Consider the following 11,975-nt stretch of genomic DNA (forward strand, 5'->3'; position numbering starts at 1 on the left):
GATCCGCGCCTCAAGCCACAATCATCAGCTCTGTCGCCTCAACATGTAGTCTTGCCGGAACAAAGGGGATAAGCCTTTTGCGGAGGTTTTTGGGCGGTTGCAGCGAGGAGGAATTCGTCATTTGCACCGCAGGGTCCGTGTAATCGGAGCCGTCCCAAGCCGAGAATGCGTTTCAAGTGGACAAAGAGCATTTCGACTTTCTTTCGCAACCGCATCGAGATTGCATATTGCTTGGTTTTGGCAATATCGCGGGCAACCTGTCGGGCATCTTCATGTTCTTCGCGGGTGATGGATCGGAAGTCAGCGTTGGGGCAGCATTTTGCTTTCGACGGGCAGGCCTGACAGGTCAGCTTCAATGCGCGATACTTGGCGACGCCTGTGCCGTCAGGGCCTCGATTTGGGTCTGAGTAGTTGCGCCGGAACTGCTTGAGCGGTTTGTCTTCCGGGCAGATGTATTGGTTGTTCTCGGGATCCCATTCAAAGTCGATGCGGGACCATGTGCCGTCTGTTCGACCTGCTTTGTCGAGCACTGGAATGTGGGGTTTGATGTTGCGGTCCACCAGCCAGAGCCAAATCATGGGCGATAATGCTGGCGTTCAACAGGCCTACCGCTGCTCCTTCGATTTTTTGCTGGCGAATGTCCTCTGTGGATGGCTCCTGCATTGCAAGACATTCTTGACGTTTATTGCGGCGGTTAGTCAGCACAGTCGTCTGTCCGGCCTGTTCATGTGGTGATCTGCCATTGGTCTTCCCTCTCGGGACATTGCTTCGCAATAGCCTGCCGGGCAGTGGATGATTTCCGCAAGCGAGGTTCCTGTCGGCTTCACGGCCTTCGGGGCCAACGTCATTCCCTTAGTGTCCTTGCTTTTGGTTGACTTTGTCCCGCATCTTCGCATCACGCGACTTGCATTTCGGGCAGGTTTCCCGATCAGGTGACCGGCTGCCGGTAATTCTCCTGTCTCGTCAACATTGCCCGGATCACGCGCGCCGTTTTGTTCGCCATGGCAACCGTCACAAGCCGAACCGGCTTGCCGGCGAGCATCCTCGCGGTCCAGATATCGACTTTCTCGGGATGGCGTTTTGCCATCAATACGGGCAATTTCATGCCAACGATAAGGAGTTTCCTGAGGTAGTGATCACCTTTCTTGGTAATCCGCCCAAGCCTCTCTTTGCCGCCACTGAACTTGTTGAGCGGGGTTAAGCCCAGCCAAGCGGCCAGATCTCGTCCGGTTTTGAACTGTTTGGCGTCGCCGATGGTCGCCACGATGGCTGACGCCGTAATCGGGCCAATCTCCCATTGCCCGGCAGGCGATTGTGTAGCAATCTGCCCAGAGGGCGCACCTGCATCAGTCGGCGTGTGTTGGCATCTCGCCGAGCATGGCTCTCGATCAACTTGGAAAAGCCTTCAATTCAGGCGCTGAGCCCAAGGAGTTGATAACACAGGGTGCCGAGAACCCCGTTCGCCAGTTCGGGAATTTTGGGTTGATCACCTTCCAGGTGGCTTTTGGAAAAGCGGACCACAGCCTCAACCCCGGTTGGGAGAACATAGACAAACTCACGCAGCATCCCTCGTATCATGTTTGAGACCTGGGTTCTCTGGCGGACGATGAGTTCGCGCGTGCGGTGGGCGGTCAAAAGAGCTTGTTGGTCTTCCGTCTTGATCTCAACAAATCTCATCGTCGGGCGGCCAACCGCTTCGCAGATTGCCTCTGCATCCACTGCGTCGGTCTTTCCGCGATTGACATATGGCTTGACGTAAGTTGCTGGCATCAAGCGGACATCGTGCCCTAAATTGCGAAGTTCACGGCCCCAATGATGGGCCGAACCGCAGGCTTCCATACCGACCACACAAGGCGGTAGGCCCTCAAAGAACTCTAACAGTTTTGCGCGTTTGATCTTCTTGTTGAAGACCTTGTCGCCTGTCACAGAAACTCCATGAACCTGGAAAACCTCCTTGGCCAGATCCAGTCCTATGGTTTTTACGTGCATTGGGTGGCTCTCTCAAAAGCAGATTTTCACACCTGCATTATGGCGCATTGCGACGCCGGGCGGAGCAGGAGCCATCCACTTCATCCGCTTCTGCCTTTGTGATGACCTCTTTCAGGTCCGGGCGATCCCTGCGCCACGCCCGCCAGGTTTTTTCCGTAATGCCCAGATGCAACCACAGCCCCGAAAGCGTAAAGGCCCGCAACAGCGACACGGATTCATGCGTCTGCTCGCCCTGATGGGAAAACACCCGGTCCTCTTGTAGCGGGTTTTCCGTCGCCCAATCGAAGTAGGACACGCAGGCCCGACACAAATCGTCGTTGGTCTCAAATAGCGATGTTCTGCCATGGGCGGTACGCAGCTTCCAAAAGGCGTTTCCATGCGAGAATGTCCCGTCTGGGCTTCGGTCTGTGTTGCCTTGATCCGTCGTCGTTTTACTGCCTCGTTCTGATTGGAGGTATAGTTACGGTAGTTGCATTTGTAACCGAATTTTCTGTGGTCACTTGGGCTGCTCCCATTGCTTGGTGATGCCGTTCCAACGCCGACCGTCCGGGCCGTGCTTTTCTCATTCCTAAAGCCTGCGCCGGTCCGCCAGTGACACTATCTTTCTCGTCCACATCTTAGGGAATGCATGTCGCCCACAGCAAATCCGTGCCGCATATCATCCGCCTTTGCGTTGGGCTTGGGCGCAGGACGCTTACTCCCTTCTCCCTTCTGACAATTAGACAATACCTGACAAAACGCATCCTCCGGCCGAGGTGAGGGGATTTTGTCATATTGTCAGGTGGTGTCTGCGTATTTTCGGAGGCTCTTTCAGCCAAGGCTAACCAACGGCTCATTTCACGCCCTCCAACCGGGGATTGACCGCAAACAGCTTGGCGGGGCGTCCCTGCCCTGATTGGTTGATTGGGGCGATCCAGCCTGCGTCCCGAAGCACGGCAAAAGCCGGACCGATTTCTTTGGCAGACTGAAGGCCAACCAATCCCCGGCGCTGTATTTCGCGGGTGCTGATTTGGCGCAGACCCTCGGCCATGATGATTTCGCCTATACGGCTGGCAGCGCGCACCTCTGCGGGCATGGATGCGGCCCCGTAGGCACGGTGGGCGTGCTTCCGTAGATGCTCACCTACATAGTGACAGGCGCGGCCCAGATGATCCGCACCGATGGCGGTGACTTTTGGGGCTGCGTCAATTGCATAGTCCAGCAAGGCCAAGACTGTTGCGACACGAACCGCCATTCCTGGCATCTTGCCAATGTGACTTTTCATCAAGCCAGCGGCGTAAGTCTTCCATTCCCGACATTGCTCACAAAAGGCTTGCAGAGCATCTTGGGCCTGAGGGTTTAAGTGCAGAAAAAACGGACGCTGCTCGCCCTTCTCGTCAATGGATGGCTAGAAGGCCCGCAAGCGTTCCATAGCCTGTTGCGCGATCCCGGCATCCTGGGTCGTGGTGGGGCGGCGCGATGGCACCGGTGCGGGTTAGCCCAATAGCGGATACATCGCTCATTGCTTCTCCAACCGTTTTCAAGGCTCCCGGTGTCTTTAGAAACACCTGTTCAAACTTGGCGGGCTCAAGCTGAGCTGTAAACAAGTTACGTCTGGGATGGACACGTGCTGCATGGCGGAAGAATGAACTTCGCTATGCGGTTTTCACAGATGTTCCGTTCTTGCGAAGCTTAATTGGAAGCCGAGCAACAGCCGCGCAGATTTTCTGAACCTTCGGGCTCCCGTCTGCGTTCGCGGGGTTGTGGGACATAGTGCTATAGTACGCACCACCTGCTATCGGGTTATATGGGATTGCCTCACGACAACCGGACATTCCAAACGATCAATCGATTGTGTGACTTCTGGCTTGAGCAACTCTTTGACACACCATTGGCCCATTTCGCGGTGTGGCAACAAAACCGTCGTCAGGCCCGGTGACAGATGTTGGGCAATCTCCTGATCGTCGTATCCCATAACGGCAATGGTTTCCCCGATTTTCTCGCCAAGCTCTTTGAGAGCTTCATAGCACCCGACCGCCATCAGATCATTGGCGCAAAAAATGGCATCAGGGCGTGATTTGCCGGACATGAGTTGCAAGGTCGCCTCGCGCCCACCGCTGGGCAAAAAGTTGCCTTCGGCGATGAGCGACGGATCGACAGGGATACGCGCCGCGCGAAGCGCCCTTTCGTATCCCTCCATGCGCTGGTCCGACGCCTCCATCCAGCTTTCTCCGGTGATAAAGGCAATGCGCCGATGTCCGGCGGCGAGCAGAACTTTCGTCGCCTCTTCGCCACCACGCCGTTCTGCGGGAACGACCGACGCGTATTTGCCAGCATGATCGTAACAATTCAGCATCACGGCGCGATGTCGGCCCAGGGCATCGGGCGGTTTGGCTTCACGCGTCAGGATGGAACTGTAGATAACGCCGATGACCCCGTCATGGGCCCATTTCTTCAGAACTTCGGCCTCATATTGTTTGTCGCCACCCGTCATGACAACTTCGACGATGATATTGTTTTTCCACGCCTCTTCCTGAACGCCTTCGATGGAGATTGCCGCAAAGGGGCTGGTCGCGATTTCATCAAGCATCAACCCGATTACACCCAGTCCCGCCGACTTTGGGGGGCGGCCTGCGCCACGGGCTCGGTAGCCCAGGGCGTCAACCGCTTCTTTGACGCGTTTTCGTGTCTCACGGCTGATGCGCATGTCTTCGAGCCCATTCAAGACAAAAGAAACGGTCGATTGAGACACCCCGGCATGGAGCGCCACATCCTTCATCGTGACCCGGGACGGGTTATTTTCCTTGGGGGTTTTCACCGAAATCTCAAACCTCTTGCCTAACGCTAATAAATATTGCTAATAATATTAGCACAAGCAGAATCAACACGCTTCGGGAGGGGGATGTGAGATGGCTTCGCGATCAAGACTGACTCAAACGCAAGCTGCATGGCTGATGCTCGCGCCATTCCTCGCCACCTATGCCTTGTTTCTGATCTACCCGTTTTTCCGAGGCATCTGGATCAGTCTGCACGATTGGAACCTGCTGGCCGTCGCGTTCAACCCCGACGCCAAGGAGTTCGTCGGTATTCGAAATTACGAACGCGTAATGTGGGGAAAGAACATCACGTGGTCGCTCTTCAATGCGCCGGTCTGGCAGGCCCTGGGCCTCATTGGACTTGGCCTTTCCGTCTTCCTTCGCCGGATGAACCGCCTGAGCCGCTTTAATGCGATTGCCCTTGCAATCGTGTCAGCGCTCTTGGTTTTCCTCCCCGGTTTTCATCCCGGCGAAGGAGGGCGTTGGTATGATCGGCGGTTCTGGCCGACAGTTGGAAACACACTGACCTTTGTGGCCTTCGCCGTTCCGGGTGTGACGATTTCAGCGCTGTTGCTTGCCGCAGCCCTGAATCGCGAAACCCGCGCGATGAGTATTTTGCGAACCCTCTTTTTCATCAGCCAAGTGCTGTCGGTTACGGTTGTGACCCTGATCTGGCAGATCATGTTCTCGCCGCGGCAAGGTCTTATCGCCAATATCACAGAGACATTCGGCGGTACGCCGATCAATTGGCTGACCGATCAGCAATTCGCCATGGCCGCGATCGTCATTGCCACTGTCTGGTGGTCGCTCGGAATTGCGATGATCCTGTTTCTGGCAGGCCTTCAGGACATCTCTCAAGACATCTACGAAGCCGCTGTACTTGATAATGCGAAAGGGGTCAGAGCGTTCTGGTACATTACCTTGCCCAACCTCACCCGGACGATCTCTGTTGTTGTGATCCTGCAAATCATTCTGCATTTTCAGGTGTTCGGGCAGCCGCATTTGATGACCCAAGGCGGGCCGAACGACGCGACGCAGGTGTTGGTACGCTACATCTATCAGACCGGGTTCCGCGACAGCGAGTTGGGCCGTGCAAGTGCGATGGCGGTGTTCCTGTTCCTCATCATGGGATCATTTTCGATCATCCAGTTTGTTGTCGGACGGGAGAAAGACTGATGAACCGCAGCTCCTACTGGCTTGTCCTCGGCCTTTCGATCCCGGCATTCATTTGGCTGGTTCCGACGCTCTGGATGGTATCGCTGTCCTTTCAACCCAACGAGGTATTGGCGCGCACGACGTCTTCTACGTTCTTTGGCCTGATCCCGCTGCCGTTCACGTGGGACAACTACGCCGCTCTCTTCTCCTTTGGCCAGACGCCCTGGTGGTTCCTCAACTCTGTCATCGTGGCCGTCGGAATGACCCTGGGTGTGCTTTTTGTCTCCACGACCGCAGGCTATGTGCTGGCGCGCATGGAGTTTCCGTTCAAGCGCACGATCATGGTGATGTGCCTGATCGGATTGATGGTGCCAGAGCAGGCGGTGTTCATTCCTCTTTATACGATGTTCGCCGATTTTGGCTGGCACAACAGCTACCACGCGTTGATCCTGCCGCGCATGGCGGTGCCGATCGGCGTGTTTCTGATGATGCAGTTCTTTCGGGCGATCCCCAAAGACATCGAAGAAGCAGCGCGCCTGGACGGCGTCACATGGCTCAGGATCTTCTGGTACGTCATGCTGCCGCTCGCGCGGCCTGCGATGATGACACTGGCGATCCTGACGTTCCTTTACGCCTGGAACGACTACCTCTGGCCGCTCGTTTCCGCGCAGCAGCGGGAGTATTTCACGATCACTTTGGGTCTTGCGTCCATTCAATCCAATTTCGCGCAATCAGAAGGGCTGGGCCGTGTCATGGCTTCGGGCGTCATCGCCTCGCTTCCGGTTGTCATTCTGTTTCTGATTTTCCAGCGGTACGTGGTGCAAGCCATGACTGTTGGCGGATCCAAGGGCTAACGCACATTCAGGGAGGAAACTATGAAACATATGCTTCTAGGCGCGGCCATGGCCGCAGGGGTCGCCACAACGGCACCCGCACAAGAGATCACGCTGGGCCGGTTTTTTGGCGCGTGCGAAGACGCGGGTACGGATACCACCACGTCCTCGGGCGAGGCGTGTATCATCCAGTCGATCATCAACGCGGCAGATGCCGAGCTTGACGGGATCAGCATCAACACGCTGCCCACCGACTGGGGCAACTACTACGATCAGATCAAAGCGGCCTACGCAGGTGGAACACCGCCGGACGTGCACGTCATGCACCGCCACCGCGTTCCGGAATTCGCAGGCCTCGGAGCGGTTGCCGAGATTTCCGGCGAACTGGAAGCAGCCGGCATTGACCCCTCCGACTGGTCACCCGCCGCGTTGGATGCCGTCAGCTTCAACGGCGGTATCTATGGGGTACCGATGGATTTTCATGCCAACCTCTGGCACGTCAACATGGACCTGATGGCACAGGCGGGTCTGGTCGAAGACGGCAAGCCAGTGCTGCCGTCTTCCCCCGAAGAGCTCTTGGCCCAAGCCCAACAGTTCAAGGACGCGACCGGTCAGGACTACCTCGCTGCGGACTTTGCACAGTTCCCGATCGGTGTGCGCGTCGTCCTGGCGCTGATGTGGCAGCAAAACGCCAATATCTTTACAGAGGACGGCACCGCCACGATCAACACCGAAGCCGGTCAGAATGCGGTCACGGCGATCACTCAGCTGTTCGATGCCGGGCTGGCAAATCCGCAGCTGAACTATGCCGACAGCCAGCAAGCGTTTCTGAACGGCGAGGCTGGTATTCTGGTCAACGGTACATGGGTCGTTGATTTCTACACCGCAGAAGCCGCCAAGGAAGAGGTCGGTCTTGATAGCTACTACGTGGCGGATTTTCCGACGTTGTTTGAAACGGGCGCGACCTGGGCTGACAGTCACATGTGGGCCATTCCCGCGTCGATCGAGGGCGAGAACCGAGCCGCCGCATTGAAGGTTCTGGCCTTTATCAACGACCACAACATCGACTGGGCGCGCACGGGCCACATGTCTGTCCGGACGTCCGTGGTGGAAAGCGATGCGTATCAGGCGCTGCCGCACCGCGATGAATACACCGGCACCGCTGATATTGCGCGCGATACGCCACCATCCGAACGGTACGGCGCCATTCAGGATGTTCTGAACCGCGAATTGCAGGCGATCTGGTTGACCGACAAGGCCGTTGGTGACGCGCTTGCCGATGCAGAGCTTGAAGTTCAGGACCTGCTGGACCGCTGAGCAAACCGCCGCCCCTCCCAACAACCGGCGGGGCGGCATGACGACTTACGAAGTGGATACCCCGATGGACCGTTGGACCACCGCACAAGCCAAAGACTGGTGGCAAGGCCGCCCGTGGGTTTGTGGATTTAACTTTCTGCCCTCCACGGCCGTCAACTTCATCGAGATGTGGCATCCCGACAGTTTTGACCCACCCACCATCGCCCGCGAACTGGGCTGGGCCGCTGAGATCGGGTTCAATGCAATTCGGGTGAATTTGCACTTTCTGGGGTGGCTGAATGACCCTCAAGGGACGATGGACCGCCTTGATCAGTTGATGGCGATTGCCCATGAACTCTGCATCGACACCATTCCGTGCCTGTTCGACGATTGTGGCTTTGGCGGAGATGAACCCGTCTGGGGCCCGCAGCCCGAGCCGGTTCCGGGCATTCACAACAGTCGGGCCGTTGCTTCTCCGGGCCGGGCCATTGTCCTGGATCCCGAGCGGCGCGACGATCTGCAACACTATGTGCGCGCGATCGTGCGCCATTTCCGCGACGACCCGCGTATCCTGTTCTGGGATCTTTACAACGAACCCGGTAACCGGATGAATTTCACACAGGATGCCTATGGGCACTACGCCTCAGAGCTTGAAAAGGGCGCGCTGTCCCTGATGGAAAGCTGCTTTGACTGGGCCCGGGCCGAAAACCCGACCCAACCCCTGACTGTCGCCGCGTGGACAACGCCCCTGCCGGGGGACAACAGCCACCCCTACCAGACTGAAATCGACCGCAGTGCGTTGTTACAGTCCGACATCATTACGTTTCACGCCTATTGGAACCGCGCGCGCGTGTCACAGTTCATCGATTTTCTCAAAGTGCTGGATCGTCCGATCCTGTGTACCGAATGGATGGCTCGGGCCGTTGACAGTCGGATCAGCGATCAGCTGGAATTGTTTCACGATCGCCTGGTCGGATGTTTCCAATGGGGGCTGGTCAAGGGACGGACGCAAACCTGGCTGCCCTGGCCGGACGAACTCGTGCGGGCGCATGGCGGCGACGCGAACCGTGATATCTGGTTCCATGACCTGCTACATGAAGATGGAACGCCCTATGACCAACGCGAAATTGATACGATCCGCAGGCTGACCCGAGGCGACGCGCGCACCCATGACCGGACAGCAAGCTGATGCAGCGCGGCTGGGATTTGCCATTTTCGTGAGGCCGCAAGCTTCGCCAGATAATGGCCACCAAACCGTTGAGCGCGCGCGTTTCCCTGACGTGGCTCACTCGCCGGAACGGACTTCCCGGACCCAGGCAATCAGGGTTTCGCGGGCCTCCTGATCCATCTGAATCGCGTTGGGGGGTGGCATGGCGTGGCTGACGCCGGCCTGAATATAGATCTGGCTGGCATGTTGTGCGACATCACCGGGCGTTTCCAAATGGACTCCATTCGGTGCCCATTTCATGTTGCCCCAAACCGGCTCGCGGGCATGGCACATGGAGCAGTTGCTGATCACGACGTCATAGGCATCATCAAAACTGGCGGCGGACGCAAATTTTTGCTCGTAGGGGGTCAGCGGGCGCGCCTCGGCTTCCTCCCACGTCTCGGTCGGGCGGACAGATGACAGCCAGGCAATCGCAATCATGAGCAACACAGTCACGCCCCATGTCCAATGCGGACCACTGCCTGTCGCATGCAGCGTATTGAAATAGTGCCGGATCGTGACGCCCGTCAGGAAAATCAGACTGGCGATGATCCACGCATATTCCGTGCCAAACGCCAGCGGATAATGGTTGGAGAGCATCAGGAACACGACCGGCAAGGTCAGATAATTGTTATGGGTGGACCGGACCTTTGCGATCTTGCCGTATTTGGCATCCGGCGTCCGCCCGGCCTTGAGATCCGCAACCACGATCCTTTGGTTCGGCATGATCTGAAAGAACACGTTCGCCGTCATGATCGTCGCGGTAAACGCCCCAAGGTGCAGGAGCGCTGCGCGGCCTGTGAATATCTGATTATAGCCCCAGGACATCGCGACAAGGATGACGAACAACAGCAACATCAAAGTCGTAGGATGATCGCTCAACTTGGATTTGCACATGTAGTCATAGGCCAGCCAGCCGATCGTCAATGAGCCACCGGAAATCAGGATGCCCTGCCACAGCGACAGATCTGCCTTGGTGGGATCCAGCAGGAACAACTCTCCGCCGACCCAGTAAACGATCATCAACAGCGCCGCACCCGATACCCAGGTGATGTAACTTTGCCATTTGTGCCAGATCAGGTGTTCGGGCATGTTTTCGGGCGCCACCATGTACTTCTGGATGTGGTAAAATCCGCCGCCATGCACTTGCCATTCTTCACCCGACGCGCCCGCAGGCATGTTGGGTGCTTTTTTCAGACCCAGATCCAGAGCGATGAAAAAGAACGACGCGCCGATCCACGCCATCGCGGTGATGACATGCAACCAGCGGACAGAGAACGCGACCCAGTCCCACATCACAGCCAAATCATACATCATCACCCTCCTTGGATTCACATTTCGGACACACTAGGCGGCCTCTGATTGTTCTGGTATTGTCATAAAATATCAAGCAGCATCAAAAAAAACCGAACAATGTCCTATCTCGAAAACATCCGTACCTTTGTTCGTGTCTATGAATTAGGCAGCATGTCTGCGGCCGGGCGGGATTTGCGGATATCTCCGGCTGTCACGTCTTCGCGGATCTCTCAACTCGAAGAGCACCTGAGCGTCCGCTTGTTCCAGCGCACGACGCGTAGTTTGACGCCGACAGAGCAAGGCAAAGCCTTTTATGGCGGCGCTTGCGAGGTGCTGGAATCCGTTGAAAACGCCGAAGCGCAGGTTGTGAACATCACGGACAATCCCAAAGGATCGTTGTTCGTCGCCGCGCCGCTGGGCGTCGGCCGACGCCTGATCGCGCCGCTGGTGCCAGAGTTTCTGGCAGAGTATCCCGAAGTGAAAGTGCGCTTGCGCCTCACGGACCGCAAGGTTGATCTGACGACCGAAGGCCTTGATCTGGCATTCTTCCTCGGTCAACCCGAAGACAGCAACCTGCGCATCCGCAAGATCGCGGATGTCACGCGCGTGCTGTGCGCCGCGCCTGAATACATTGCCGCGCATGGCAATCCTGCCTCTGGTGACGACGTGATCGCGGACAAACACGAGTGTCTGAATTTGCGCTTTCCGGGTGCGCCTGAATTTCAATGGCCACTTGTCACGCCTGACGGCACAAAAAGGTTTCGTGTTGCGGGGCGATACGAGTCCGATGATGGGGACGTACTGACCGACTGGGCGCTTGCCGGCCACGGGATCGCGATGAAGCCCGTGTTTGAAGTGTCAGATCATATCGCAGAGGGTCGATTGATCCCGGTGGCCACGCAGACACCGCCGGAGCCGATCCAGATGGCGTGTTTGTTTACACATCGCAAACGACAGGATCCCAAGACGCGCCTGTTCATGGAATTCGTCATCGAGCGGATTGGCGATGCTGTGCGCAACAGCTCAATGCAGGCTCAGCTGCCGCGATAGGTTGAATAGCCGAATGGCGAAAGCAAAAGCGGCACGTGATAATGCGACGCCTCCGACATGCCGAACCGCAAGGGGATCACGTCCAGAAAACGAGGCGCTTCCGGGGGGACGTTCGTCGCATCGAGATAGCTGCCAGCATGGAAGACAAGCTCGTATGTGCCGATCTCGAATGCATCTGCTGGCAAAATCTGTTCGTCCGTACGACCATCGTCATTGGTGGTCAGAGTCTTGAGATGCGTACGATTGTCGCCATCAATCCTGAACAGTTCGATCTTCAAACCGCTGGCAGGACAGCCGCGCGCCGTATCAAGTACATGGGTTGTCAAATATCCGGCCATGGGTCGCCTCCGATAA

At 56.9% G+C, this 11,975-nt stretch carries 10 protein-coding genes and 2 pseudogenes; 5 read left to right on the top strand and 7 right to left on the bottom strand.

All coding sequences use genetic code 11. The features are described 5' to 3' along the window. Positions 1-38 precede the first annotated feature (38 nt). From LC354_RS17880 to LC354_RS17900, 5 genes and pseudogenes are all read right to left on the bottom strand, one after another. Positions 39-584, bottom strand: a pseudogene (locus tag LC354_RS17880) (transposase); the annotation flags it as partial. 344 nt (positions 585-928) lie between these two features. Continuing rightward, positions 929-1,989 (bottom strand): annotated as a pseudogene (locus LC354_RS17885) (IS110 family transposase). Between the two features lie 37 nt (positions 1,990-2,026). Beyond that, positions 2,027-2,347, bottom strand: a complete 321-nt coding sequence (locus LC354_RS17890; RefSeq protein WP_223426462.1) for a DNA-packaging protein — start codon at positions 2,345-2,347, stop codon at positions 2,027-2,029. A gap of 474 nt (positions 2,348-2,821) precedes the next feature. Further along, positions 2,822-3,370 carry a DUF3987 domain-containing protein gene (locus tag LC354_RS17895; RefSeq protein WP_223426464.1) on the bottom strand — a complete coding sequence of 183 codons (549 nt, stop codon included), beginning with the start codon at positions 3,368-3,370 and terminating at the stop codon, positions 2,822-2,824. Positions 3,371-3,763: 393 nt separating this feature from the next. Then, positions 3,764-4,786, bottom strand: a complete 1,023-nt coding sequence (locus LC354_RS17900; RefSeq protein WP_223426416.1) for a LacI family DNA-binding transcriptional regulator — start codon at positions 4,784-4,786, stop codon at positions 3,764-3,766. Positions 4,787-4,877: 91 nt separating this feature from the next. On the opposite strand from LC354_RS17900, the gene LC354_RS17905 reads away from it, so the two are divergent. Genes LC354_RS17905 through LC354_RS17920 form a run of 4 tightly spaced genes read left to right on the top strand, consistent with a single transcriptional unit; the run spans position 4,878 to position 9,257 of the window. Then, complete coding sequence (locus LC354_RS17905; RefSeq protein WP_223426417.1) at positions 4,878-5,960, top strand: carbohydrate ABC transporter permease; 1,083 nt, start codon at positions 4,878-4,880, stop codon at positions 5,958-5,960. Then, positions 5,960-6,793 carry a carbohydrate ABC transporter permease gene (locus LC354_RS17910; RefSeq protein ID WP_223426419.1) on the top strand — a complete coding sequence of 278 codons (834 nt, stop codon included), beginning with the start codon at positions 5,960-5,962 and terminating at the stop codon, positions 6,791-6,793. Before LC354_RS17905 ends, LC354_RS17910 begins: the two co-directional genes overlap by 1 nt. Positions 6,794-6,814: 21 nt before the next feature. Beyond that, entirely contained in the window at positions 6,815-8,089 is a 1,275-nt protein-coding gene (locus LC354_RS17915; protein WP_223426421.1) for an extracellular solute-binding protein, read from the top strand. A 37-nt stretch (positions 8,090-8,126) separates the two neighbouring features. Continuing rightward, positions 8,127-9,257 (top strand): cellulase family glycosylhydrolase, encoded by a 1,131-nt coding sequence (locus LC354_RS17920; protein WP_223426422.1) that lies wholly within the window; start codon positions 8,127-8,129, stop codon positions 9,255-9,257. Positions 9,258-9,353: 96 nt separating this feature from the next. Here the strand turns inward: LC354_RS17920 and LC354_RS17925 are convergent, their stop codons facing one another. After that, positions 9,354-10,589: a urate hydroxylase PuuD gene (locus LC354_RS17925; RefSeq protein WP_223426465.1), complete on the bottom strand. Its 1,236-nt coding sequence runs from the start codon at positions 10,587-10,589 to the stop codon at positions 9,354-9,356. A gap of 99 nt (positions 10,590-10,688) precedes the next feature. On the opposite strand from LC354_RS17925, the gene LC354_RS17930 reads away from it, so the two are divergent. After that, positions 10,689-11,621, top strand: a complete 933-nt coding sequence (locus LC354_RS17930) for a LysR family transcriptional regulator (RefSeq protein WP_223426424.1) — start codon at positions 10,689-10,691, stop codon at positions 11,619-11,621. On the opposite strand, the gene uraH is transcribed toward LC354_RS17930, so the two are convergent. After that, on the bottom strand, positions 11,606-11,959 hold the full coding sequence (uraH, locus tag LC354_RS17935; protein WP_223426431.1) for a hydroxyisourate hydrolase: 354 nt from the start codon (positions 11,957-11,959) through the stop codon (positions 11,606-11,608). The two genes, LC354_RS17930 and uraH, sit on opposite strands and share 16 nt — an antisense overlap. Between the last annotated feature and the right edge of the window lie 16 nt (positions 11,960-11,975).

It is taken from the genome of Tateyamaria pelophila (genome assembly GCF_019966495.1).
GTDB classification, from domain to species: Bacteria; Pseudomonadota; Alphaproteobacteria; order Rhodobacterales; family Rhodobacteraceae; genus Tateyamaria; species Tateyamaria pelophila.

Bases quoted from the DNA above. Each gene is read 5' to 3' on its own strand.
- LC354_RS17925 (WP_223426465.1), bottom strand. From the start codon at position 10,589: ATGTATGATTTGGCTGTGATGTGGGACTGGGTCGCGTTCTCTGTCCGC.
- LC354_RS17915 (WP_223426421.1), top strand. From the start codon at position 6,815: ATGAAACATATGCTTCTAGGCGCGGCCATGGCCGCAGGGGTCGCCACA.
- LC354_RS17920 (WP_223426422.1), top strand. From the start codon at position 8,127: ATGACGACTTACGAAGTGGATACCCCGATGGACCGTTGGACCACCGCA.
- uraH (WP_223426431.1), bottom strand. From the start codon at position 11,959: ATGGCCGGATATTTGACAACCCATGTACTTGATACGGCGCGCGGCTGT.
- LC354_RS17910 (WP_223426419.1), top strand. From the start codon at position 5,960: ATGAACCGCAGCTCCTACTGGCTTGTCCTCGGCCTTTCGATCCCGGCA.
- LC354_RS17905 (WP_223426417.1), top strand. From the start codon at position 4,878: ATGGCTTCGCGATCAAGACTGACTCAAACGCAAGCTGCATGGCTGATG.
- LC354_RS17930 (WP_223426424.1), top strand. From the start codon at position 10,689: ATGTCCTATCTCGAAAACATCCGTACCTTTGTTCGTGTCTATGAATTA.